The organism is Nonomuraea sp. NPDC051941, assembly GCF_044593615.1.
Genome location: NZ_JBIUCF010000028.1, coordinates 149,243 through 173,161 on the forward strand (window position 1 = coordinate 149,243; position 23,919 = coordinate 173,161).

At 69.7% G+C, this 23,919-nt stretch carries 23 protein-coding genes; 13 read left to right on the plus strand and 10 right to left on the minus strand.

Annotated features, from left to right (window positions below; all coding sequences use genetic code 11):
• Window positions 1–43: 43 nt before the first annotated feature.
• The gene (locus tag ACIHFD_RS38790; RefSeq protein ID WP_397371219.1) at window positions 44–2,665 is read left to right on the plus strand and encodes a phosphoenolpyruvate carboxylase; all 2,622 of its coding nucleotides are present in this window, start codon (window positions 44–46) and stop codon (window positions 2,663–2,665) included.
• 9 nt (window positions 2,666–2,674) lie between these two features.
• Here the strand turns inward: ACIHFD_RS38790 and ACIHFD_RS38795 are convergent, their stop codons facing one another.
• The 3 genes from ACIHFD_RS38795 to ACIHFD_RS38805 form a co-directional block, all read right to left on the minus strand.
• Window positions 2,675–3,754: an epoxide hydrolase family protein gene (locus ACIHFD_RS38795; RefSeq protein WP_363962418.1), complete on the minus strand. Its 1,080-nt coding sequence runs from the start codon at window positions 3,752–3,754 to the stop codon at window positions 2,675–2,677.
• A 61-nt stretch (window positions 3,755–3,815) separates the two neighbouring features.
• Window positions 3,816–4,658 (minus strand): formate dehydrogenase accessory sulfurtransferase FdhD, encoded by an 843-nt coding sequence (gene fdhD / locus ACIHFD_RS38800; RefSeq protein ID WP_397371220.1) that lies wholly within the window; start codon window positions 4,656–4,658, stop codon window positions 3,816–3,818.
• Window positions 4,655–6,859: an FdhF/YdeP family oxidoreductase gene (locus ACIHFD_RS38805; RefSeq protein ID WP_397371221.1), complete on the minus strand. Its 2,205-nt coding sequence runs from the start codon at window positions 6,857–6,859 to the stop codon at window positions 4,655–4,657. The genes fdhD and ACIHFD_RS38805 overlap by 4 nt, the downstream gene beginning before the upstream one ends.
• A gap of 35 nt (window positions 6,860–6,894) precedes the next feature.
• Between ACIHFD_RS38805 and ACIHFD_RS38810 the strand changes: the two genes are divergently transcribed.
• The 7 genes from ACIHFD_RS38810 (at window position 6,895) to bfr (ending at window position 11,872) form a co-directional block, all read left to right on the plus strand.
• The gene (locus tag ACIHFD_RS38810) at window positions 6,895–7,737 is read left to right on the plus strand and encodes a biotin--[acetyl-CoA-carboxylase] ligase (protein ID WP_397371222.1); all 843 of its coding nucleotides are present in this window, start codon (window positions 6,895–6,897) and stop codon (window positions 7,735–7,737) included.
• Between the two features lie 33 nt (window positions 7,738–7,770).
• On the plus strand, window positions 7,771–8,283 hold the full coding sequence (locus tag ACIHFD_RS38815; protein WP_397371223.1) for a PH domain-containing protein: 513 nt from the start codon (window positions 7,771–7,773) through the stop codon (window positions 8,281–8,283).
• A 4-nt stretch (window positions 8,284–8,287) separates the two neighbouring features.
• Complete coding sequence (locus ACIHFD_RS38820) at window positions 8,288–9,253, plus strand: adenylate/guanylate cyclase domain-containing protein (RefSeq protein ID WP_397371224.1); 966 nt, start codon at window positions 8,288–8,290, stop codon at window positions 9,251–9,253.
• Window positions 9,254–9,268: 15 nt separating this feature from the next.
• On the plus strand, window positions 9,269–10,354 hold the full coding sequence (locus tag ACIHFD_RS38825) for an S-(hydroxymethyl)mycothiol dehydrogenase (protein WP_350728332.1): 1,086 nt from the start codon (window positions 9,269–9,271) through the stop codon (window positions 10,352–10,354).
• A complete protein-coding gene (locus ACIHFD_RS38830; RefSeq protein WP_397371225.1) occupies window positions 10,355–10,966 on the plus strand; it encodes an MBL fold metallo-hydrolase in 612 nt (203 codons plus the stop codon).
• A gap of 228 nt (window positions 10,967–11,194) precedes the next feature.
• Window positions 11,195–11,371 carry a bacterioferritin-associated ferredoxin gene (locus ACIHFD_RS38835; protein ID WP_138669932.1) on the plus strand — a complete coding sequence of 59 codons (177 nt, stop codon included), beginning with the start codon at window positions 11,195–11,197 and terminating at the stop codon, window positions 11,369–11,371.
• 15 nt (window positions 11,372–11,386) lie between these two features.
• A complete protein-coding gene (gene bfr, locus ACIHFD_RS38840) occupies window positions 11,387–11,872 on the plus strand; it encodes a bacterioferritin (protein WP_397371226.1) in 486 nt (161 codons plus the stop codon).
• Window positions 11,873–11,934: 62 nt separating this feature from the next.
• On the opposite strand, the gene ACIHFD_RS38845 is transcribed toward bfr, so the two are convergent.
• From ACIHFD_RS38845 to ACIHFD_RS38855, 3 genes are all read right to left on the minus strand, one after another.
• Window positions 11,935–12,411 carry an RICIN domain-containing protein gene (locus ACIHFD_RS38845; protein WP_397371227.1) on the minus strand — a complete coding sequence of 159 codons (477 nt, stop codon included), beginning with the start codon at window positions 12,409–12,411 and terminating at the stop codon, window positions 11,935–11,937.
• 81 nt (window positions 12,412–12,492) lie between these two features.
• Window positions 12,493–12,894 carry a MerR family transcriptional regulator gene (locus ACIHFD_RS38850; RefSeq protein WP_397371228.1) on the minus strand — a complete coding sequence of 134 codons (402 nt, stop codon included), beginning with the start codon at window positions 12,892–12,894 and terminating at the stop codon, window positions 12,493–12,495.
• Between the two features lie 23 nt (window positions 12,895–12,917).
• The gene (locus ACIHFD_RS38855; protein WP_397371229.1) at window positions 12,918–15,185 is read right to left on the minus strand and encodes a glycosyl hydrolase family 95 catalytic domain-containing protein; all 2,268 of its coding nucleotides are present in this window, start codon (window positions 15,183–15,185) and stop codon (window positions 12,918–12,920) included.
• Between the two features lie 203 nt (window positions 15,186–15,388).
• On the opposite strand from ACIHFD_RS38855, the gene ACIHFD_RS38860 reads away from it, so the two are divergent.
• Together ACIHFD_RS38860 and ACIHFD_RS38865 are read left to right on the plus strand one after the other, a co-directional pair.
• A complete protein-coding gene (locus ACIHFD_RS38860; protein WP_043620820.1) occupies window positions 15,389–16,057 on the plus strand; it encodes a response regulator transcription factor in 669 nt (222 codons plus the stop codon).
• 3 nt (window positions 16,058–16,060) lie between these two features.
• Window positions 16,061–17,341, plus strand: coding sequence for an ATP-binding protein (locus ACIHFD_RS38865; RefSeq protein WP_192790161.1), 1,281 nt, complete (start codon window positions 16,061–16,063; stop codon window positions 17,339–17,341).
• Here the strand turns inward: ACIHFD_RS38865 and ACIHFD_RS38870 are convergent.
• Window positions 17,325–17,807, minus strand: coding sequence for a GtrA family protein (locus tag ACIHFD_RS38870; protein ID WP_397371230.1), 483 nt, complete (start codon window positions 17,805–17,807; stop codon window positions 17,325–17,327). The two genes, ACIHFD_RS38865 and ACIHFD_RS38870, sit on opposite strands and share 17 nt — an antisense overlap.
• A 280-nt stretch (window positions 17,808–18,087) precedes the next feature.
• Between ACIHFD_RS38870 and ACIHFD_RS38875 the strand changes: the two genes are divergently transcribed.
• Complete coding sequence (locus tag ACIHFD_RS38875) at window positions 18,088–19,236, plus strand: 5-(carboxyamino)imidazole ribonucleotide synthase (protein ID WP_350728339.1); 1,149 nt, start codon at window positions 18,088–18,090, stop codon at window positions 19,234–19,236.
• A gap of 64 nt (window positions 19,237–19,300) precedes the next feature.
• Complete coding sequence (gene purE, locus ACIHFD_RS38880) at window positions 19,301–19,783, plus strand: 5-(carboxyamino)imidazole ribonucleotide mutase (RefSeq protein ID WP_397371238.1); 483 nt, start codon at window positions 19,301–19,303, stop codon at window positions 19,781–19,783.
• Window positions 19,784–19,949: 166 nt separating this feature from the next.
• Here purE and ACIHFD_RS38885 read toward each other — a convergent pair whose 3' ends face one another.
• The 3 genes from ACIHFD_RS38885 to ACIHFD_RS38895 all read right to left on the minus strand — a co-directional run bounded on the left by ACIHFD_RS38885 (window position 19,950) and on the right by ACIHFD_RS38895 (window position 22,774).
• Window positions 19,950–21,263 (minus strand): UDP-glucose dehydrogenase family protein, encoded by a 1,314-nt coding sequence (locus ACIHFD_RS38885; RefSeq protein WP_397371231.1) that lies wholly within the window; start codon window positions 21,261–21,263, stop codon window positions 19,950–19,952.
• Window positions 21,264–21,636: 373 nt separating this feature from the next.
• Window positions 21,637–22,191 (minus strand): YceI family protein, encoded by a 555-nt coding sequence (locus tag ACIHFD_RS38890; protein WP_397371232.1) that lies wholly within the window; start codon window positions 22,189–22,191, stop codon window positions 21,637–21,639.
• 133 nt (window positions 22,192–22,324) lie between these two features.
• Window positions 22,325–22,774, minus strand: a complete 450-nt coding sequence (locus ACIHFD_RS38895) for a lamin tail domain-containing protein (protein WP_397371233.1) — start codon at window positions 22,772–22,774, stop codon at window positions 22,325–22,327.
• A 358-nt stretch (window positions 22,775–23,132) separates the two neighbouring features.
• Here ACIHFD_RS38895 and ACIHFD_RS38900 point away from each other — a divergent pair, with 358 nt between their 5' ends.
• Window positions 23,133–23,825, plus strand: a complete 693-nt coding sequence (locus ACIHFD_RS38900) for a C39 family peptidase (protein WP_350728344.1) — start codon at window positions 23,133–23,135, stop codon at window positions 23,823–23,825.
• Window positions 23,826–23,919 lie beyond the last annotated feature (94 nt).

Consider the following 23,919-nt stretch of genomic DNA (forward strand, 5'->3'; position numbering starts at 1 on the left):
ACCGGTCTACGGCTTCCCGGAGCGACTCGATACCCTTCGAAACATGATTGACCAGGGGCTCGAGCGTCGCAGCGCCGCCGTTACCGAGATGCCGGACGAGCTACGCCACGATGTGCGGCTGCTCGGCAAACTGCTCGGCCAGGTGCTCGCCGAACAGGGTGGCGAAGACCTGCTGGCCGACGTCGAACGGCTGCGCAAGGCAGTCATCGCAGCACGTAAGGGCGAGGTCTCGGCCGACGAGATCACCGCCATGGTCGCCGAATGGGAGATCGAGCGGGCCGTGGCGGTCGCCCGCGCGTTCACCTGCTATTTCCACCTGGCCAACCTGGCCGAGGAACACTACCGGATCCGCACACTACGCGAGCGGGACGCCGAGGGCAGGGTCCAGCGGGAGTCGCTGGCCCAGGCCGTACAGGAGCTGGGCCACGAGCGGGTCTCCGAGCTGCTGGAGGGCCTGGAGCTGCACCCGGTGCTCACCGCCCACCCCACCGAGGCACGCAGGCGCGCGGTCGTCACCGCCATCCAGCGCATCAGCGGCCAGCTCACCGAGTACAACACGCCCGGCCGCGGCGCCAGCGAGCGCGCCGAGAACAAGCGCCGCATGCTGGAGGAGATCGACCTCCTGTGGCGCACGGCCCAACTCCGCTCGACCAAGCTCGACCCGCTCGACGAGGTGCGCACCGCGATGGCCGCCTTCGACGAGACGCTGTTCCGCATGGTGCCGCAGGTCTACCGCTCGCTGGACGCCGCGCTCGACGAGCGCACCGGCACGCGCCCGCCGCAGGCCAGGCCGTTCATCCGGTACGGCAGCTGGATCGGCGGCGACCGCGACGGCAACCCCAATGTCACGGCCAGGGTCACCCGCGAGACCATCCAGATCCAGTCCGAGCACGTGCTGACGGCCCTGGAGACCGCCTGCACGCGCATCGCCCGCACGCTGACCTCCTCCGTCCAGCTCGCCGCGCCCTCGCCCGCGCTCAAGTCGGCGCTGGCCGAGGCCATGGACGCCTATCCCGACGTGGTCTCCGAGCTGGCCACCCGCTCGCCGCGCGAGCCGCACCGGCAGTGGCTGCTGTTCGTGGCCGCGCGCATCGCCGCGACCCGCCGCCGCGATCTCGACCTGGCCTACCGCGCGCCGGCCGAGCTGCTGGACGACCTGCGCGTGGCGCAGGAGTCGCTGGCCGCCTCGGCGCCGCGGCAGGCGTACGGGGAGCTGCAGCACCTCATCTGGCAGGTCGAGACGTTCGGCTTCCACCTGGCCGAGCTGGAGGTGCGCCAGCACTCCCAGGTGCACGCGGCCGCCCTGGAGGAGATCAGGGCCGGTGGCGAGCTGTCGGAGCGCACCGAGGAGGTGCTGGCCACGATCCGGGTGATCGCCTGGATCCAGGAGCGGTTCGGGGTCACGGCCTGCTCCCGCTACGTGGTCTCCTTCACCCGCTCGGCCGACGACATCGCGGCCGTCTACGAGCTGGCCAGGCACGCGCTCGGCGAGCGGGCGCCGGTGCTCGACGTCGTGCCGCTGTTCGAGTCGGGCCAGGACCTGGCCAACTCGCCGGACGTGCTGACCGGGATGCTCGAGATCCCGGCGATGCGGGCGCGCCTGGAGACCAACGGGCGGCGCATGGAGATCATGCTGGGCTACTCCGACTCGGCCAAGGAGCTCGGCCCCGCGGCCGCCACGCTCCGGCTCTACGAGGCTCAGGAGGAGCTGACGGCCTGGGCGGCCAAGCACGACGTGAAGCTGCGGATGTTCCACGGCCGTGGCGGCGCGCTGGGCCGTGGTGGCGGCCCGGCCAACCGTGCGGTGCTGGCCCAGGCGCCGGGCTCGGTCGCCGGCCGGTTCAAGGTCACCGAGCAGGGTGAGGTCATCTTCGCCCGCTACGGCCACATCGCCATCGCCCGCCGCCACCTGGAGCAGGTGGCCAACGCCGTGCTGATGGCCTCCTCGCCCACGGTCGGCTCCCGTACGGCGGCCGCCGCCGAGCGCTTCCGGGGCCTGGCCGAGCAGGTGGCGACGGCGTCGGAGCAGGCGTACCGCGCGCTGACCGAGGCGCCGGGCTTCCCCGAATGGTTCGGCCTGGTCAGCCCGCTGGAGGAGATCGGCACGCTGCGCCTGGGCTCGCGCCCGGCGCGCCGCGGGCTCGGCGCGCCGCGCTCGCTCGACGACCTGCGGGCGATCCCGTGGGTGTTCGCGTGGGCGCAGACGCGGGTCAACCTGCCCGGCTGGTACGGCCTCGGCACCGGGCTGGCCTCGGTCGGCTCCCTGGAGGAGCTGCGGGCGGCGTACGCGGAGTGGCCGCTGTTCAACGCGATGCTGGACAACGCCGAGATGTCGCTGGCCAAGACCGACCGCTCGATCGCCAAGCGCTACCTGGCGCTGGGCGGCCGGGAGGACTTTGCCCAGCAGGTGCTGGAGGAGTACGACCGGACCCGCGACCTGGTGCTGCGGGTCACCGGCCACACGCGGCTGCTGGAGAACCGGAAGGTGCTCTCGCGCGCCGTCCAGCTCCGCGACCCGTACGTGGACGCGCTCTCCCACCTCCAGCTGCGGGCCCTGCGCGCGCTGCGCACCGGCAACCCGTCGGAGCAGGAGCGCGAACGCCTGTCCACGCTCCTGCTCCTGTCGGTCAACGGCGTCGCCGCGGGCCTGCAGAACACCGGCTGATCCGGCGGTCTAGCGGAGGCCCTCGAAGAAGGCGATGACGTCGGAGGTGAGGGCCTCCGTCGCGGTGTGCGCGGTGTAGTGGCCGTGCGCCGGGGCCGGCAGCGTCTTCCAGGAGACGATGTTGGCGTGGTCGCGCTCGGCGAATCGGCGGATCGACGTGAAGTCGCCCTCGGCCATCGCCAGCGCGGTCGGAACGGTGGTGGGCTCCTTGGGCTGCTCCGCGCGGGCGTTCTCCCAGTACTGCCGGATGGCCGAGCCGGCGGTCCCGGTGAACCAGTAGATCGCGGCGCTGGTGAGCACGAAGTCGTCGTCCAGGTCCTCGTCGAAGAGCTGCACGAGCCAGCCCAGGAGCCCGGCGGGGGAGTCGGCGAGGGCGTGGGCGAGGGTCTGCGGCTGCTGCGAGTGCAGCACGTTGAAGGCGCCCTTCTCCTTCCAGAACCAGTCGAGCACGGCCAGCCCGGCCTGGTCCTCCTCGCTCAGCCCGGCGAACTCGGCCGGGTCGCCGGAGGGGAAGGAGAACAGCTGCGTGACGTGCACGCCCACGACGTGGTCGGGGTCGATCCTGCCGAGCTCGGGCGAGATCATCGAGCCGCCGTCGTTCCCGACCGCGCCGTAGCGGGTGTAGCCGAGGCGGGCCATCAGCTCGGCCCACGCCCTGGCGATGCGCTGGTTGTTCCAGCCCAGCTCGACGGTGGGGCCGGAGAAGCCGTAGCCGGGGACCGACGGGATGACCAGGTGGAAGTGGCGTGACAGGGGCTCGATGGCGTCGAGGTACTCGGCGATCGAGCCGGGCCAGCCGTGGGTGAGGATCAGCGCCAGGGCGTCGGGGTTGTCGTTGCGTACGTGGATGAAGTGGATGTTCTGGCCGTCGATCTCGGTGGTGAACTGCGGGTGGGCGTTGAGCCTGGCCTCCTGCGCGCGCCAGTCGAAGCCGTCCCGCCAGTAGCCGACCAGGCGCTTGACCCGCTCGACGCTGACGCCCTGGTCGACGCCGGGGATCTCGTGGGTGAAGCGGGTCAGGGCGAGGCGGGCCTGGAGGTCGTCGAGGTCGGCCTGGGAGATCTCGACGCGGAAGGGGCTGATGCTCATGGAAGGCTCCCGGAACGTGCGGAACGGTTTGTTCTGTTCCAGAATAGCAGAACGGAATGATTCATTCCACTAGAATCCGCTCCGATCCCGCGTAGACGTTGCAGCGCTCTCCGCGCAGGAACCCCACGAGCGTGATGCCGAACTCCCTGGCCAGCTCCACCGCGAGCGACGACGGCGCCGAGACCGCGCACACCGCCGGGATCCCGGCGGCCAGGGCCTTCTGCATGATCTCGTAGCTGGTCCGCCCGCTGACCATGAGCACGTGCTCGGCCAGCGGCAGCCGCTCGTTCAGCCCCGCCCAGCCGACCAGCTTGTCCACCGCGTTGTGGCGGCCCACGTCCTCCCGCACCGCCACCAGCGTGCCCGTGGCCGAGAACAGCCCGGCCGCGTGCAGGCTGCCGGTCTTGCCGAACCCGCCCTGGGCGGCGCGCAACGCGTCAGGCAGCCCGTACAGGAGCTCGGGGGTGAGGTCGAGCCGGCCCCTGGGGACCGGCTTGCAGCGGTCGTGCAGCGCCTCCAGGCTGGCCGAGCCGCAGACGCCGCACGCGCTGGAGGTGAGGAAGTGGCGGTCCAGCGCGGGCAGGTCGGGGATGGGGCCGCGCAGGCGCACGGTCACCGTGTTGTAGCGGGCCTCGGGCGGGAGGTCCTCGTCGGTGCAGTACGCGATGGCGGCGATGTCGCCGGGACCGGCCAGGCCCTCGCCGTGCAGGAACCCGGCGGCCAGCTCGAAGTCGTGCCCGGGGGTCCGCATGGTGATGGCCATGGTCTTGCGCGTGCCGTCGGGCGCGGTGAGCCGGATCTCCAGCGGCTCCTCGGTGGCCAGGTAGTCGCGCCGCTCCCTGGTGGCGGAGCCGGACAGCTCCATGATCCTGATGCGCGTGGTGGGCCCGGGACGCGTGCTCACAGCGGCCGCACGGTGACGAGGGCGTTGTAGTCGGGGATCCGCGCGTCCGGGGAGCGGCGGGACTCGTCCAGCAGGACGTTGCCCTCCGGCCAGTGGATCTGCAGGTTGCCCGGCATGAGCGGGGCCCGCAGGATCTTGCCGCGGTAGGTGCGCTCGCCGGAGCGCAGCTCGACCGGGGCGCCGTCGGGCAGGCCCAGGCGGTCGGCGTCGTACTCGCTCATCAGCACGGCCTCGCGCATCGCGCCGTTGAAGCCGTCGCGGCGCTCGTGGACCATGCTGTTGAACTGTTTGCCGCGCCTGGTGGCCACCATGAAGGCGCCGTCGGGGCGCTTCAGCGCCGGAGGCCGGACGACGCTGAAGCGGCCCAGCCCGTCGGGGGTCTGGAAGCGGCCGTCGGCGAACAGGTGGCGGCCGCCGTACTGGACGTTGTCGCCGAACTTCCGCAGGTCGGCGATGCCTCGGTAGAAGGGGACGGCGCGCTCGATCTCGGCCCGGATCTGCGGAGTGCCAGTGAAGGCGATTTTTGACGAAATTTCGGGGTTTGTGCGGGCGGCCAGCTCCGTGAAGATCTTCCATTCCGGCCACGCCTCGCCGATGCGCGGCCCCTCGACCTCGGGGGAGAAGATGATCCGGCGCTCGGTGGAGGTCTCGGTCACGCCGCCGACCATCTCGTAGCGGGTCTGCGCGGGCAGCAGCAGCACGTCGCCCTCGCCCGGAACCAGCATCTGCGACGACAGCACGATGTCGATGTGCACCCGCAGCCGCAGCCGCGACAGGGCCTCGCGGCAGTAGGCCGGGTCGGGCAGGACCTCCAGGAAGTTGCCGCCGCTCGACACCAGCGCGTCGAGCTCGCCGCGGTGGGCCGCGTCGATCATGTCGGTCGCGGTCAGACCGGGCGTGGTCGGGACCTCGAACCCCCACATCTCCGTAAATTTCGCGGCATTCTCTGGCGTGATCGGCAGCCCGCCGGGCAGGCCGGTCGCGTACGCGCCCATCTCGGCCCCGCCCTGCACGCCGCTGTGCCCCCGGATCGGCATCAGCCCGCATTTGTCGCGCCCGACGAAGCCCCTGGCCAGCGCCAGGTTCACGATCGAGCGGACGTTGTCCTCGCCGTAGCTGTGCTGCGTGATGCCCATCGACCACACCAGCACCGCCGACCTGGCCTCGCCCAGCAGCGTAGCCAGGCGGAGCATGTCGTCGCGGGAGGCCCCGGACAGCGCCTCCAGCTCCTCCCACGTCTGCCCCGCGAGCTCCCGGCGCAGCTCCTCGAAGCCCGTGGTCCGCTGGTCGACGAACTCCTTGTCCACCCAGTCGTTCTCGATCAGGTGCTTGAGCACGCCGTTGAGGAAGCCGATGTCGCCGCCCACGTTCACGCCGAAGAACTCGTCGGTGATCTTCGTGCCGAACACGGCGGACTCGGCGTTCGACGGCACCCAGTACTTGTCCATGCCGGGCTCGCGATAGGCGTTGACCATCGCGATCCGGGTGCCGGCCTTCTTGGCGTGGTAGAGGTACTTCATCGCGACCGGCTGGTTGTTCGACGGGTTGGAGCCGATGAAGACGATCAGGTCGGAGCCGATCCAGTCGGTGTACGAGCAGGTCGTGGCCGCCGCGCCGATGGTCTGCTTGAGCGCGACCGTGGAGGGCGAGTGGCAGATCCTGGCGGCGTTGTCGACGCTGTTGGTGCCGAGCGCGCGCACGGCCTTCTGGGCCGCGTAGTAGTTCTCGTTCGGCACGCCGCGGCTGGTCAGGTAGGCCCCGAAGCGCGCGTCCCGCAGGCCGTCCGCGGCCACGCGCAGCGCCTCGTCCCAGGAGATCCGGGTGAAGCCGGGCTCGCCCGCGCGGCGCAGCATGGGGTACGGCAGCCGCCCCAGCTCGCGGAGCTCGGCGCTCTTCTTGCCGACGAGTCCAGAAATATCCCGCAAAAGTGTGGTGTCCAGGGCGGGCATCGTGTTCAGCGGCAGCAGCCGCAGCCTGATGTTGCACAGATGGATCTCGTCCATCGTCCAATCCCTCATGCCTTGGGTGCCCAGCGCGCACCCGTCACACGTGCCCTGGTTGAGTATCCGCCACGCGTAACCCCGGTTGCCCTTGACCGACCTGAACGCCTTCCACAGCTCCAGGTAGTTGTTCGGCTTGCGCAGCCCGATGCCGAACGGTCGCCAAGAGGCCCAGTTACGCGGATCCAGGAGCTTGCTCATCTCTCCATCTTCCTCCTGGCTGCAAAGATAGAGGGATGCCCGACTCGCGTTACTCCGACCTCGACCGCCCGCCGCTCAACGAGGCGGCGCTCAACCGCGCGCTGGTCCGCCCCGGCTCCCTGTGGACCGGCATCACCGTCGTGGAGAGCACCGGCTCCACCAACGCCGACCTCGCCGAGGCCGCCCACGCCGGAGCCCCGGAGGGGACGGTGCTGGTGGCGGAGTCGCAGCTGGCGGGCCGCGGCCGGCTGGGCCGCACCTGGACGGCGCCGCCGCGCTCGGGCCTGACGTTCTCGATCCTCCTCAAACCGGACGTGCCGGCCACCGCGCAGGGCTGGCTGACGCTCCTGTACGGCGTCGCCGCCGCCTCCGCCCTGCGCCGCCTGGCCGAGGTGGACGTACGCGTCAAATGGCCCAACGACCTGCTGATCGGCGAGCGCAAGCTGGCCGGGATCCTGGCCGAGCGGGCGGAGAGCGGCGTCGTCATCGGCATGGGCCTGAACGTGTCGCTCAGGCCGGAGGAGCTGCCCGTCGAGACGGCCACGTCGCTGGGCATCGAGGAGGCGGCCTGCCTCGACCGCGACCCGCTGCTCAGGGCCGTGCTCCGGGAGGTCGAGAGCCACTACAGGGAGTGGACCGACGCGAAGGGCGACGCCGAGGCGTGCGGGCTGCGCCCGGCGTACCTGGCGGCCAGCGCCACGGTCGGGCGGCGGGTCAGGGTGGAGCTGCCGGGCCGGCAGGCGGTCACCGGGACGGCCACGGGGGTCGACCAGTTCGGGCACCTGCAGGTGGAGTCGGAGGGGGAGCGCTACACGCTGAGCGCGGGCGACGTGGTGCACGTCCGCCCGGCGGACCGACCTGATCCGCCGGGAGCGTAGCCGCCGCGGCGGCGATGGTGGCACGATTTGGCCATGACCCTTCCCGACCATCATCTGACGCAGGGTGAGCGGCGCATCCGGTCCTTCCATCCCCATTGGAAGCGACTCGTGCTCCCCTTCCTCGCGCTGGTTCTCGTCGTCGCGGCCGCGGGCGCGGCGATGTTCTTAATCCCCGGCGGCTGGGAGTACGCGTTCTACGCCAGGATCGCCGTCGTCGTCATCGGCCTCATCCTGCTGACGATCTGGTCGCTCGTCCCCTACCTGCGGTGGGTCAACACCGGCTACGTGCTCACCACCCACCGCTTCACGATCAGCACCGGCGTGCTCAACAAGTCGACCGACGAGATCCCGATCACCAAGGTCAACACGGTCAGCTCCGACCAGACGTTCTTCGAGCGCCTGCTCGGCTGCGGCACGCTGACCGTCGAGTCCGCGGGGGACCGGGGCGAGATCGTGCTGCGTGACATCCCCAAGATCCAGGACGTCCGCACCGACCTGTTCAGGCTCGTCGAGGACGCCTCCGACGGCGAGATCGACGGCCAGTGACCGCGTGAGCCGTCCCCCCAGCCGGCCGACCGCCGAAGAGATCGAACGCCTGCTCGTCGGCTCGCCGGCCCGCTTCACGAAAGAGCAGGTCACGGCCAAGGCCGGGGTGTCGCAGGAGCTGGCCGAGCGCATCTGGCGAGCGCTCGGGTTCGCGCAGCGGGCCGACGGCGCCGTGGCGTTCACCGACGCCGACGTGGCGGCGTTGCGCCGGGTGCGCGGGATGCTCGACGGTGGCCTGCTCGACGAGCAGACCGTCATCCGCATGGCCCGCGCGCTCGGCCAGACCACGGCCAGGCTGGCGCAGTGGCAGGCCGAGATCATGATCGGCGCGATGCTGCCGCCGGAGCCCTCGGAGGACGACCTGGCCAAGGTGCTCGGGGCGGCGCAGGAGCTGATGCCCGACTTCGAGCAGGTGCTGGTCCACGTCTGGCGGGCCCAGCTCGCCGCCGCCGGCACCCGGCTGCTGGCCATCGCCGACGGCAGCGACGAGCTGGTGCCGACCCGGGTGGCGATGGCGGTGGGGTTCGCGGACCTGGTCTCGTTCACCAGGCGCAGCCGCGAGCTCGACGAGAAGGAGCTGGCCGAGCTGGTCGAGGGGTTCGAGGCGCGGGCCTCCGACGTGGTGGCCTCCCACGGCGCCCGGCTGGTCAAGACGCTGGGCGACGAGGTGCTGTTCACCGCCCCGAGCCCGGCCCAGGCCGCGGGGATCGCGCTCGACCTGGTCGAGTCGGGTGTCGAGCTGCGCGTCGGCCTGGCGTACGGGCCGGTCCTGCCCACCATGGGCGACGTCTTCGGCACCACCGTCAACCTGGCCGCCCGGCTCACCGCCATCGCCCGGCCGGGCACGATCCTGGTCGATTCCGCGCTGGCCGAAGGGCTGGAGGGGTTCGATCTGCACAAGATCAGGCGCCGGCCCGCGAGAGGGCTCGGCGTGGTCCAGCCCTATCTCTTGCGGAGATCATCCTCCTGACACAAGATGGCTGGCATGCCGTACGAAGTGCAGGGCGTCGTCGCCCGGGCCAAGGGTCAGGAAGTTTCGCTCGAGACGGTCGTGGTGCCGGACCCAGGTCCCGGCGAGGCGGTCGTCAACGTGCAGGCCTGCGGGGTCTGCCACACTGACCTGCACTATCGCGAGGGCGGGATCAACGACGACTTCCCGTTCCTGCTCGGCCACGAGGCCGCGGGCGTCGTGGAGGCGGTCGGCCCGGGTGTCACCGAGGTCGAGCCCGGCGACTTCGTGATCCTCAACTGGCGCGCGGTGTGCGGCCAGTGCCGCGCGTGCCTGCGCGGCCGCCCGTGGTACTGCTTCGCCACCCACAACGCCACGCAGAAGATGACGCTCAAGGACGGCACGGTGCTGTCGCCCGCGCTGGGCATCGGCGCGTTCCTGGAGAAGACGCTGGTCGCCGCGGGCCAGTGCACCAAGGTCTCCGCCGAGGCGCCCGCGCAGGTCGCGGGCCTGCTGGGCTGCGGCGTCATGGCGGGTATCGGCGCCGCGATCAACACCGGCGGCGTGGCGCGCGGCGACTCGGTCGCCGTCATCGGCTGCGGCGGCGTCGGCGACGCCGCGATCCTGGGCGCCTCGCTGGCGGGGGCCGCGAAGGTCATCGCCGTCGACGTGGACGACCGCAAGCTGGGCTGGGCGCGCGACTTCGGCGCCACCCACACCGTCAACTCCCGCGAGAGCGACCCGGTCGAGGCGATCCGCGACCTGACCGGCGGCTTCGGCGCCGACGTGGTCATCGAGGCGGTGGGCCGCCCCGAGACGTACAAGCAGGCCTTCTACGCCCGCGACCTGGCCGGCACGGTCGTGCTGGTCGGCGTCCCCACGCCGGACATGACGCTGGAGCTGCCGTTCCTCGACGTCTTCGGGCGCGGCGGCGCGCTGAAGTCCTCCTGGTACGGCGATTGCCTGCCCTCGCGCGACTTCCCGATGCTCATCGACCTGTTCCTGCAGAACCGGCTGCCGCTCGACAAGTTCGTCTCGGAGACGATCGGGATCGGGCAGGTCGAGGAGGCGTTCGCGAAGATGCACCGCGGCGAGGTGCTGCGTTCGGTGGTGACGTTCTAGATGATCGACAGGGTCATCACCTCGGGCACGTTCTCGCTGGACGGCGGCACCTGGGACGTCGACAACAACGTGTGGCTGGTCGGCGACGCCCGCGAGGTCGTCGTCATCGACGCCGCCCACGACGCCGCCACGATCGCCGAGCGGGTGGGCGGGCGCACGGTCAAGGCCATCGTCTGCACGCACGCGCACAACGACCACATCAACGCCGCCAAGCCCCTCGCCGACCGCACCGGGGCGCCCATCCGGCTGCACCCCGCCGACCAGGTGCTGTGGGAGCAGCAGTACGGGGCCGCGGCGTCGTACGAGCCGCTGGCCGACGGCGAGAAGATCGAGGTCGGCGGCATCGCGCTGGAGGTCGTCCACACCCCTGGCCACGCGCCCGGCGCGGTCTGCCTGTACGCCCCCGACCTCGGCGCCCTGTTCAGCGGCGACACGCTCTTCAAGGGCGGCCCGGGGGCGACCGGCCGGTCCTACAGCTCGTTCGACACGATCATCGACTCGATCAGGGATCGGCTGCTGACCCTGCCGCCGGAGACCGTCGTGCACACGGGACACGGCGACTCGACCACGATCGGTGCGGAGGCGCCCCACCTGGACGAATGGAGCGAGTGAGCGCCGTCGCCTGGAGGAGGAGCGGCGGGAGCGTAGCGACCAGAGCGACGGGGGAAGGCGACGGCATCGAGGGCGAACGAGCCGCCTCCACGGAGTGGAGGCCATGAACAGGTGGTGGATAGCGTGATGTGGCCGACCTAACATAGGCAAGCCTTACCGAAGTGAGGTAGCTTAGGTGTGCCTTACCTAAAGGTGCCCCCACTTCGCTCGCGAGAGGCCTGTCCCCGGATGTACGTGTGCATTTGTCGTGCTGTGACCGAAAACGAGGTGCACGACTGCATCGCCTCCGGGGCCAAGAGCGCGAAGCAGATTCGCGACACCACTGGTGCCGGTGGTGACTGTGCCCGATGTGTACGGAAGATCTGTGCAATCCTGAAACGGTCTGAAGAACTGACGACCGCATAGCGAGGGGCCCGTTTCATGCAGGGCGACAAGCAGATCATCGAGCTGCTCAACGAGCAGCTGACCGCCGAGCTCACCGCCATCAACCAGTATTTCCTGCACGCCAAGATGCAGGAGAACTGGGGCTACACGAAACTCGCCGAGCACACCCGTGCGGAGTCGATCGACGAGATGCGCCACGCGGAGCGTCTGACCGATCGCATCCTCTTCCTGGAGGGCCTGCCCAACTATCAACGCCTGGGCACCCTGCACATCGGCCAGACCGTGGAGGAGCAGCTCAGGGCGGACCTCGAGGTCGAGCTCTCAGTCGTGCAGCGCCTGCGCCCGGCGATCGCGCTCATGCGCGAGAAGGGCGACGTCACCTCGGCCCGGATCTTCGAGGAGATCCTGGAGGACGAGGAGCAGCACATCGACTATCTGGAGACGGAGCTCAGCCTCATCCGCAGCCTGGGCGAGCAGCTCTACCTGGCCCGCTACGCCGAACCGCCCTCGTCCGACGACTGAGCGGCTCAGTAGCGGCTCTGTGGCACCGAAGGCGCCCCGTCCCCGGACGGGGCGCCTTCCCTTTACCTCCAGAGCCACGCCTGCTCTCCCGTGTCCCTGCACGTCCACTGGATGATCCACTTACCCTTCTTGCGCTCGCCCTTGCCGACCGCCAGGCACAGGCCGCTGGCCCGGTTGCGCAGTCGCTGCATGTCGTCGTAGATCCACTCCTGCTCGATCCCGCCGTCCGTGCACGGCCACTGGATCGCGTACTTGCCCTTGACCTGGGAGCCGCGCGCGATCGCCAGGCACATGCCGGTCTTGGCGTTGACGAGCTTGCGCCCCTTGTAGATCCACTGCTGGTCCTTGTTGTCGGAGCAGGTCCACTGGATGACCTTCTTGCCGGCCTTGACCTCGCTCTTGCCCACGGCCAGGCAGAGGTCGGTGGCGCCGTTCATCAGCCGCCCGCTGGCCCCCGCCGAGGCGGGAGCGGCGGCCAGGGACAGCGCCAGGGCGGCGGTGGCGGCGACGGCGAACAATCTGGTGGGGATGGCGTCCACGTCAGTGACCCTTTCCGTTGAGGTATTGATCACTGAGACGCGCGCGATTCCCGTTTTGTTGTGATCGGATCCCTTATGGGATCAGCCCTGGGGTGAGCAGTCGGCGACGGTGGTCTCGGAGATGACGTCCTCGTACACGCCGACCTTGTAGGTGATGAGGTCCAGGCAGCGGTTGAGATCGCTCATCTGGCGCAGCACGCGCTCCCGGTGCTCCAGCATGATCGTGAGGCGTTCCGCCTCGTTCCCGGTCCCGTTCCTGACGAGGTCGGTGTACTCCCGGATGGCGGGCAACGGCATCCCCGAGGCGCGCAGGATGATGCACGTGGTCAGCCAGTGCGCGTCCGCGTTGCTGTAGATCCGCCGCCCGCCCGGCCCGCGGCGTACGGGGTTGAGCAGGAGGCCCTCACGCTCGTAGAAGCGCAGCGTGTGCACGCTCAGCCCGGTGAGTTCGGCGAGCCGGCCGATGCTGATCTCCGATGACATGCCGCCCAGGATACGAGCCGGCTCTAGCTCCCCAGGATGGTGTAGGCCGTCCCGGCCTGGGCGTCCCAGCTCAGCGTGTCCCCGGAGCGCCGCGCGTCGCCGGACACCCGGCAGCGTCCGGCCAGGTCCGTCCGTACCGTGATCGGGCCCGAGCGCCCCACGTGCAGCGTGATCCGCTCGGCGGCGCCGTCCCGCCAGGAGACGTCCACCGTCACGTCGCCCCGGGCGCGCAGCCCGCGCACCGACCCCGTGGGCCAGGCGGAGGGCAGAGCGGGCAGTACGTGGATCTCGCCGTGCTGGCTCTGCACCAGCATTTCCGCCATACCGGCGGAGGCCCCGAAATTTCCGTCGATCTGGAACGGCGGGTGCGTGTCCCACAGGTTGTCCAGCGTGGACGTCCTCAACTGCTCGCTCAGCATCCGGTGCGCGTGGTCCCCGTCGAGCAGCCGCGCCCAGAAGTTGATCTTCCAAGCCTTGCTCCACCCGGTGCCGCCGTCCCCGCGGGCGGTCAGCGACACCTTGGCCGCCTCGCCCTCGCGGCTGCCCGCGGCGATCTGCCGGCCGGGATGCAGGCCGAACAGGTGGGACACGTGCCGATGCGTGTTCTCCGGGTCGTCCCGGTCGGCCTTCCACTCCTGGAGCTGCCCCCAGGACCCGATCCGCAGCCCCGGGTCCAGCTTCGCCAGCGCGTCGCGTACCCGCCCGCCGAACTCGGCGTCCCCCAGGACGTCCGCGGCCTCCGCCACGTTCGTGAACAGGTCCCGGACGATCTGCTGGGACATCGACGCCCCGGCCGAGAAGTCCCCGTGCTCGGGGGAGTAACTGGGCGAGACGACCAGCGTCCTGTCACGGGGGTCGGTACGCAGGGTGTCCAGCCAGAACTCGGCCGCCCCCTTCATCACCGGATAGGCGGTCTCGCGGAGATATCCCGCGTCCGCGCTGAAGCGATAGCGGTCGTAGAGCTGCTGCGTGAGCCAGGCCCCGGCCTCCGGGAACCAGAACGACGTGGCCCAGTCGTGCACGCCGGTGAAGCCGAACGGGTTCGTCTCGTTGTGCACCAGCCACCCGCGCGCCCCGAACATCTCCCGCGCCGTGATCTCACCCGGCTTCACCAGGCCCGCGACATAGTCGACGTACGGCTGCGCCGTCTCGGCCAGGTTCGTCTGGTCGGCGAGCCAGTAGTTCATCTGCAGGTTGATGTTGACGTGGTAGTCGCCGGCCCAGGGCGGGGTGGTGGAGTCGTTCCAGACGCCCTGCAGGTTCGCGGGCAGCGATCCGGCCCGTGAGGAGGCGATCAGCAGATAGCGGCCGTAGGAGAAGAAGAGGGCTTCGAGCGCGCGGTCGTCGGCGGAGGCGCCTCCGGTGTAGGCCGCCCGGAGCCGGTCCGTGGGGACCGGCGGCGTCCGCTGGCCGAGGTCCAGCCGTACGCGGTCGAACAGCTCCCGGTGGTCGGCCTGGTGGGCGCGGCGCAGGGCCTCGTACCCCTGGGCCGCCGCCTGGTCCACGGCGGCGGTGACGGCGGCGTGCGGGTCCTCGCCGCGGTAGTCCGGATGGGCGGGGGCGTAGTCGGTGCCGGCGGACAGCACGAACACGGCGCTGTCGGCCCCGGTGACCGTGATCCGGTCGATCCCGTCCGTACGGCTGCCGCCCTCCGTGACCACCCGTACCTGGGCCTCGAACGCCATCCCGTTGTCCGCGAGCCGCCCGCGGATCGTCAGCCGCCCGTCCGAGACGCTGACCCGCCCGTCCTCGTGCGGCGAGGACACCCGGAGCGTGAACGACACCTGGCCCGCCCGATCGGCCGAGACCCGCCCGGCGATGACGTTCCCGGGGTGGCTGGCGAAGTACTCGCGCGAGTGCCGCACCCCGTCCGCCGTGTACGTCACCCTGGCCACGGCCTCGCTCAGGCTCAGCTCCCGGCGGTAGCCGGCGGGGGAGCCCGGCTGCCCGGCCAGGTCCAGCCAGAGGTCGCCGAACGGCTGGTACGCGCCGAAGCCCGACTTCGGCTGCCCCAGCGCGGCCGCCACCTCCTCCGGCGCCATCCGCCCGTCGCGATCCAGCGCCTCCTGGACCTCGGCGAGCGCGTCCGGCCGGGGAGCGGTCCAGTCGCCGAAGTCGTATCCCTCCCGCGATCCCGGGCCGCCCGTCCACAGGCTCTTCTCGTTGAACTGGAGCCGCTCGGTGTCCGTCCCGCCGAACACCATCGCCCCGAGCGCGCCGTTCCCGATGGGTAACGCCTGCGTCTCCCAGTCGGTGGCCGGCCGGTCGTACCAGAGGGTCAGATCAGTCACGGGGGACAACGTTAACAACATTATTTCTTCCGGACGGCAGAGGGCCGGGGACTCCATTGCTTTAGTTTCTCGGTAATCGCGGTAATTTAATCCCGACTAACCGATATTTAGCCGTGTTTGCCCAGGTCAATGGATAGGTCAACTGCGAGTCAAACCGCGCGCTGTGCCCGGGAAACGATCGCTTAAGGTCCTACGATCGCTTCATGACCTGCGTACTTCTCGCCGAGGATGACACCTCGATCTCCGAGCCGCTCGCGCGTGCATTGCGCCGTGAGGGCTATCAGGTCGAGGTGAGCCCCGACGGCCCGCAAGCCCTGGAAAGGGCTCTGTCGGGCGGCATCGATCTCATCGTTCTTGACCTTGGACTGCCCGAAATGGACGGTTTGGAGGTGGCTCGTCGCATCCGGGCCGAGGGCCACGGCACTCCGGTCCTGATTCTCACCGCTCGCGTCGACGAGGTGGACACCGTCGTCGGCCTCGACGCCGGCGCGGACGACTACGTGACGAAGCCGTTCAGGCTGGCCGAGCTGCTCGCCCGGGTACGGGCGCTGCTCCGGCGCGGCACCTCTGAGACTCCGGTCGTCCAGGGCGTGCGTATAGACGCCGACTCCCGCCGCGCGTGGATGGGGGAAAAGGAGCTGCATCTGACAACGAAGGAATTCGACCTGCTGCGTGTGCTCGTCCGCGACGCCGGAAAGGTGGTCACGAGGGAGCAGATCATGCGCGAGGTCTGGGACACGAACTGGTGGGGTTCGACCAAGACCCTCGACATGCACATCTCCTGGCTACGCCGCAAACTCGGCGACGACGCCGCGAAACCGCGTTACATCACGACCGTCCGGGGAGTCGGCTTCCGGTTCGAACGCGAGTAGGAGATGCGCCGCCGACTGCTCTCCTCAACCCTGGTCGTCGCGGTCATCGCGGTTCTGCTGCTGGGGGTCCCCCTGGGTGTCGTCGTCAGCCGGCTGATCGTCGACGAGGCGGCTCAGGAGCTCGGGGCGGAGGCCAAGCGCCTCGTGGGAGAGGTCGAGTACGCCCGTGTCCAGGAGACGCCGCTCGACCCCCAGCAACTGGAGCAGAAGTATCCCGGCAGGTACATCCAGATCTGGGAACGCGGAACCCCCTTGCGGGTGACCGTGGTCGGCACCGCACCGCCGTCCGGTCACCTGATGACCGAGGACGCGCAGACCAACACCGGCGTCTATGTCCGCATAAGTCGCGATCGCGACCAGGTTGAACAGGACGTACGGGCCCGGCTCCTGCTCATCGTGGCCCTGGCCGTCGCCGCCCTGGCGGTGGCCGTGAGCCTGGCCGTCGTACAGTCACGGCGGCTGACGCTGCCCTTGCAGGACCTGGCGAAGATCGCCGAGCGGCTGGGCTCCGGAGACGCCCGGCCGAGCAAACACCGCTACGGCATTCCCGAACTCGACCGGGTGGCCCAAGTGCTCGACCGCAGCGCGACCCGCATCTCCGACCTGCTCACCCGCGAGCGCGAGTTCGCCACCGACGCCTCCCACCAGCTCCGGACCCCCTTGACCGGTCTCACCATGCGCCTGGAGGAGATCGTGTCGGCCGCGGACGAGCCGGAGGTCGTACGGGAGGAGGGCGAGGCGGCGATCGTGCAGGCAGAGCGGCTCACCGCCGTGATCGACGAGCTGCTGGCGGCGGCGCGGCGCCAGCGCCACGCCCAGGCCGAGCCGGTCGCCATCGACGACGTGATCATCCAGCAGATCAGGGAGTGGGAGCCGGTGTTCCGGGAGGCGGGGCGTACCCTGCGGCTCGAAGGCGCCCGCGGCCTGAAGGCGATGGCCACCACCGGCGGCTTCGGCCAGGTGATCGCGTCGCTGCTGGAGAACTCCCTGCGCCACGGCGGCGGCGACGTCACCGTCACGTCGACCAGCGGTGACAACTACGTGGTGATCGAGGTCGCGGACGAGGGCCCGGGCATCGCCGACGAGATCGCCCCCAAGATCTTCGAGCGGAACGTCAGCGGCGGCGGAGGCACCGGTCTCGGGCTGACGCTCGCCCGCGCGCTGGCCGCGGCCGACGGCGGCAGACTGGAGCTGGTACGGCGCCGCCCGGCGACGTTCGCCATCTTCCTGCGCCCGGCCGAGGACGACGGCGCGAGGACCCGCGTGGTCAGCGGTCCTGCTTGACCCCGGTCTCGGGCAGCTCCATCGGGATGGGCTCGGTGGCCTCCAGGAACACCCACTTCTTGTACGACCAGTAGCGGAACAGCGTGCCGAGCCCCACGCCCACGATGTTGGCGATGTTGAAGCTGAGCGGGTCGTGCAGGTCGAGCGTGTAGGTGGTGAAGCCGATCGTCAGCATGCCGAACAGCAGCGCGATGCCGTTGAGCAGGAAGAACAGGAAGTATTCGCGCCTCAGCCCGCTCTGGTCGCGGTGCCGGAAGGTCCAGAAGCGGTTGCCGATGTAGGCGAAGGTCGTGGAGATCGTCGTCGCCACGACCTTGGACGTCAGCGGGCCCCAGCCCAGGCCCACGTTGCAGAGGTTGAGGAGGCCGGTGTCGATCAGGAAGGCGACGGCCCCGATGCTGCCGAACTTGGCCAGTTCGTACACAAGGGAGGAGAACCGCTCGTAGAGGCGTTTGGCGAGGTCCACGTCTCTGCTCGGTCCCTTCCTTCGACGAGCCTGACCCAACTCAGCGTACCGGCCACCGTGTAGGCCCGACGTCAGGCTGGTGAACTTACCACTTAGAAATATCGTCCTATGCCCGGCATTTACGACAGTTGGGCATTACGCTGCGTTGCACATCGCCCGCGACCCGGCATAAGCGGGCGGAGCGGAACGCTGGGCGGTCGTGCCTGCGAAGGCGACCCGGAACGGCCGCCCAGCCCGGGGAGTCCGGGAAAGTCGTTCCGTCCCGGTAAGCTCACCTGGCGTGAGTTCCTACAGCCCCATCGGGCCGGTCGTCGGCATCGTCGGCGCAGGCCAGCTGGCCAGGATGTCGCAGCCGCCGGCCATCGCGCTCGGCGTCGAGCTGCGGGTGCTGGCCAACTCTCCGGAGGAGAGCGCCGCACGAGTGATCGTCGACACGCGCGTCGGAGATTACCGCGATCTGGACGATCTGCGCGAGTTCGCCAAGGGCTGCGACGCGATCACGTTCGACCACGAACACGTGCCCACCGAGCACATCCGAGCCTTGACCGAGGCCGGCCACTCCGTGCACCCCGGGGCCGACGCCCTCGTGCACGCCCAGGACAAGGCCGTCATGCGCGAGCGGCTGACCGCGATCGGCGTGCCGTGCCCGGCGTGGGCGCGCGTGTCGTCGCCCGAAGAGGCCACGCGCTTCGCGGAGCAGCACGGCTGGCCGATGGTCCTGAAGTCGGTGCGCGGCGGCTACGACGGCCGCGGCGTGTGGGTGTGCAGGTCGGCCGAGGAGGTCGCGGAGGCGTTCGCGACCGGGGTCGAGCTGCTCGCCGAGGCGTTCGTGCCGTTCGAGCGGGAGCTGGCGGTGCTGGTCGCCCGCTCGCCGCACGGGCAGGGCGTCAGCTACCCGGTCGTGGAGACCGTGCAGCAGGACGGCATCTGCGTGGAGGTCATCGCGCCCGCTCCCGGGCTGGACCCCGAATACTCCGCGCAGGCGCAGCGCATCGGTCTGAAGATCGCCCACGAGCTCGGCGTGACCGGGCTGCTCGCGGTCGAGCTCTTCGACACGCCGAACGGGCTCGTGGTCAACGAGCTGGCCATGCGCCCGCACAACAGCGGTCACTGGACCATCGAGGGCTCGACGACGTCGCAGTTCGAGCAGCATCTGAGGGCGGTGCTGGACCTGCCGCTCGGCTCGCCCAAGATGACCGCCCAGGTCGTCGTCATGGCCAACCTGCTCGGTGGCGAAGAGCCCGACCTGTTCAAGCGCTACGAGCACGTGCTGGCCCACGATCCGGGCATCAAGCTGCACTTCTACGGCAAAGAGGTGCGCCCCGGCCGCAAGATCGGCCATGTGACGGCGCTCGGCTCCAACCTCGACGAGGTGCGCGCCCGCGCCCGCCACGCCGCCGTCTACCTCACCACCGGGGAGTACACATGAGAGAGCGAAGCATCCCGATGCTCACGATGCCGCCGAAGGTGGCATCGTGAGCATCGGCATCGTCATGGGGAGCGACTCCGACTGGCCGGTCATGAAGGCCGCCGCGGAGGCGGTCGCCGAGTTCGGCGTGCCCTTCGAGGCGGACGTGGTCTCGGCGCACCGCATGCCGACCGAGATGATCGACTACGGCCGCCAGGCCGCCTCCCGGGGCCTCCAGGTGATCATCGCCGGGGCCGGGGGAGCCGCGCACCTGCCCGGCATGCTGGCCTCCGTCACGCCGCTGCCGGTGATCGGGGTGCCGGTGCCGCTGAAGTACCTCGACGGGATGGACTCGCTGCTGTCGATCGTCCAGATGCCCGCCGGGGTGCCGGTGGCGACGGTGGCGGTCGGCGGGGCCCGCAACGCGGGGCTGCTGGCCGTACGCATCCTCGCCGCGTCCGACCCCGGGTTGCGGGAGCGGATGGAGGAGTTCCAGGTGCGGTTGAAGGAGCAGGCGTACGCCAAGGGCGAGAAGCTCCGCGCGGAGGCCGCGAACCTCGGGTTGTGACGTTGGTCCGCCTACGGCGGCCGCGGGTCGTGATGGGGGATGCGCCTACGGTGGCCCAGGGCCGTCGATGGGGGGTGCGCCTACGGCGGCCGGGGGCTGTCGTAGGCGGGGGATAGGTCTGTCAGGGGCGGGGGCCGGGGTAGGTCGTAGGCGGGGGATTGATCCGTCAGGGGCGGCCGAGGGCGCGGTAGTGCCATCCGGCGGACCGCCAGGTCTCGGCATTCAGGGCATTACGCCCGTCCACGATGCGCCGGGTCGCCACCACGGCTCCCAGCTCCTCGGGGTCGAGCTCCACGAACTCCTGCCACTCGGTGAGCAGCAGCACCACGTGCGCTCCCCGTACCGCGTCCAGGGCTGATTCGCCGTAGTTCAGCTCGGGGTGGGCCTTACGGGCGTTGTCGAGCGCGATCGGGTCGTACACGGTGACCTGTCCGCCCTGGTGGCCGATGGTCACGGCGACGTCCAGTGCGGGGGAGTCGCGGATGTCGTCCGAGTTCGGCTTGAACGCGGCGCCCAGCACGCCCACGGTGCACCCGTGGAACGAGCCCCCGGCCAGCTCCCTGGCCAGATCGACCATGCGGGCGCGCCGCCGCAGGTTGATGGCGTCCACCTCGCGCAGGAACGTCAGCGCCTGGTCCGCTCCCAGCTCCCCGGCCCGCGCCATGAACGCCCTGATGTCCTTGGGCAGGCAGCCGCCGCCGAACCCGAGGCCCGCGTTCAGGTAACGTCCGCCGATCCGGTCGTCGTACGACAGCGCCTCGGACAGCTGCTTGACGTCGGCGTGCGCGGCCTCGCAGACTTCGGCCATCGCGTTGATGAACGAGATCTTGGTGGCCAGGAACGCGTTCGCGGCCGTCTTGACCAGCTCGGACGTGGCGAAATCGGTCACCACGAACGGAACCTCGCCCAGCGGCTCGTACACCTCGCGCAGCACCTTTTCCGCGCGCTCGGTGCGAACGCCGACCACGATGCGATCCGGGTGCATGGTGTCCTGAACCGCGAACCCCTCCCGCAGGAACTCGGGGTTCCAGGCCAGCTCGGCCTGCCCGCCGGCGGGCGCGAGGCGGGTGAGCTTGTCCGCGAGCCGCTCGGCGGTGCCGACGGGCACGGTGGACTTGCCCACGACCAGGCACTGGCGGTCGAGGAACGGGGCAAGGGACTCGATCGCGTTGTCCATGTACGTGACGTCCGCGGCATATTCGCCGCGTTTCTGGGGAGTGCCTACACAGACGAAATGCACGTCGCCGAAGGCGGCGGCTTCCTCGTACGAGGTGGTGAAGCGGAGGCGGCCGGATTCGAGCCCGCGGCGGAGCACAGGCTCGAGCCCGGGCTCGTGGATCGGGAGCTCCCCTTGGTTGAGGCTGCGGATCTTGTCGGCGTCGATATCAAGGCCCAGGACGTCGAATCCGAGATCAGCCATGCACGCCGCATGGGTGATGCCCAGGTATCCGGTCCCGATCACCGTGAGGCGATATGGCACGAGTGAGCTCCTTTCGATCGCGCAGGCATGCTACCGGCCCTAGCTACCTCGTACGTGCCACCTGCACCTCTTCGCAAACCGTACCGACTAGTAACAAGAAGGTCGGACCTCCGGATATCTGACACCCTCTACGCCATCGCCGACAAGAAGATCAGGCCGGGACCAAAGGCGCGGTCCTCACGGTGGGGCGCTTCGCGCGGAGGGCTCGGGCAGTGACATTGGGGGGCGCGGCCCCCCAAACCCCCAGCCAAACCCCGCTTCGCCGACTCGTTGAGCACGCGAGCCATTGAGAGAAGCACGGCCAGGGGCAAGGAGGCGCTGAGGCCACCACGAGGCCCTGTTCGTGAGCTCGGGAGATGGGACCGGTCCGAGCTCAGTCCTTTGCCGCGAGGCCGACGTCGAACCGCACCTCGACCTCATCGCTCAGCTTGAGCGCGCCGAAGAACGCAGAATACGGTCGAATCCCCCACCGGGACTGCACGATGGCCGCCGAGCCCCGTACGCGGTCATCGGCGACCATGCCCTGGACCGTCACCAGCCGGGTCACCCCGAGGATGGTGAGGTCGCCCTCGATGTGGAACGACTCCGCGGTCCCGTCGACCCGTGTCGACCGGAAGGTGATCGCCGGATGTCGGCCGGTGTGCAGGATCTTCTCCCGGATGGTTCGCTCGATCTCTTCGCGGTCGGAGTCCGTGAGCGGCTTGATGCCGCCGGTCCCTGCCCGGACTTCGAGCGAACCCGGGTCGACCTCGACGGTCAGCGAGGAGTTCGCCGGGGCAGCGGTGTCGATTGTGGCGTCGCCGCTCCAGCGCGTGACCTCGATGGTGAGATCGTGGCCGGCCTTGGCGCCAAGTCCGGTGCGGGTCGTGTGGATGAGGAGGCGGCCGGAATCGGGTCCGAATGTGTAGCTACCAGCGGTAATGCTCACCTTGTCAGGCTAACTCGCACCACGCGTCCGCCTTCTGACCGAGGGGTGTGTCCGTCGGCGTGGCGAAACCTGCTGGCAGGTGGTGGAGATGCCGCTTCCGACCGGAGGGCGTGTCTGTCGGCGTGGTGAAAACCTACGGGCAGGTGGTGGAGATGCCGCCGCGTCCCCAGGTGCAGCCGTCGATCTTCTTGAGGTCGCTGCTCCGGTAGAGGCCGGCCGTGTCCCCGTCGTTGTTCCAGACGTACCACTTGCGACCCCAGTACAGGGTGGTCGAGGTGTCGGTCCCCTGGCCCGAGCGTACGGTCACTGATTTGCCGGGCTTGAGAGCAAAGCTGGGGAATCGGTACTTGTAGCCGGTCTCGTCCCGCAGGATCCAGTTCTCGAGCTGGATGCTTCGCCTGCTCATGTTGCGGAGCACCGCGTATTCGCCGTTGAGCGAGACGTTGCCGCCTCGGTCGGACCCTGGCGAGTCGTAATAGACCTTGACGATCTGAACGACCGGGGTCGCGGCCTGGGCGGGCGTACCGGCCGACGGCAGGACCACGGCGGCGACGCCGATCGCGGCGAGGAGACGCTTGAGCACTGCGGGCTCCATATGGCTGGAGATGGAACGTGACATCAGTGGGACGGCTGCTGTGATTGCCGGGTTGGCGATCAACGGCGTCCGCATCCGGCCAAATCTCGCGAAAGGCGCTCCGCGTCCGGCTCCGTCTCGCGAAAGGCGCTCCGCGTCCGGCTCCGTCTTGCGAAAGGCACTCCGCGTCCGGCCGTCGCCCGAAAGGCGCTCCGCGTCCGGCCGCCTCGCGTGAGGCGCTCTGCATTCGGCCGTGTCGCGAATGTCCCGTCTGCCCCTATGTCACCATGCGCCACCATTTGCACACTCTTGGCAGATCAACTACGGTCCCTGACTATTGTCAGCCGCGCATGTGTGGAGTGATCAAGTGAAGAACCGTAGAACGGGGACCGGCGTCGCCCTCACCGCAGCCGTGACCGTGGCCGTCCTGGGCTTCACCACCGCGTCACCGGCCTACGCGTCCCCCAGCACCCCTACTCCCACCCCGTCCCCGTCCCCCTCGTCCTCCGTCGCCGCAACGCCCAAAGGCCTCTTCACGCCCCTGAAGTACCAGCTCAACCTCAAGGGCCAGCGCCAGGAGACCAACTACTTCTGCGTCCCCGCCTCGTCGTCGATGAGCCTGTCGACCTTCGGCGTCAACGTCAGCCAGTCGACCCTCGCCAAGAAGATGAAGACCACGGCCGCCGCAGGCACCAAGGGCGTGAACGCCCTGCCGGTGGTCAACGCCTACCTCAAGTCGCGCGGCTACAAGGTCACGAGCCCCACCGACGCGGACGGCAACGCGGTCGTGCTCATGAACCGGGTCTCCGGCAACATCGGAGACCTGCGCCGGGCGCCGGTGCTCGCGGTGTGGATGGAGCAGCTGCCCTGGAACAAGGGCAAGATCAAGGGCACAAGGGTCGGCCACGCCATCATCGCCTACGGTTACGACAAGACGGCGGGCACCATCACCGTGTACGACCCGTGGAAGCCGACCGGCGGCACCCACACCATCAAGACCTCCGTCCTGGCCGGCATCCTCCAGCCGGGCGGCAACATGTACTACATCTCCAAGCTCTGAGCTTGTCGTTTAACCTGCCTGCTCGCGGTGCTCGGTGAGTGATGCCGCGCGTTTAGCAGTCTTTCCCACCTCGTGATGACGGGCGAGGACGCGG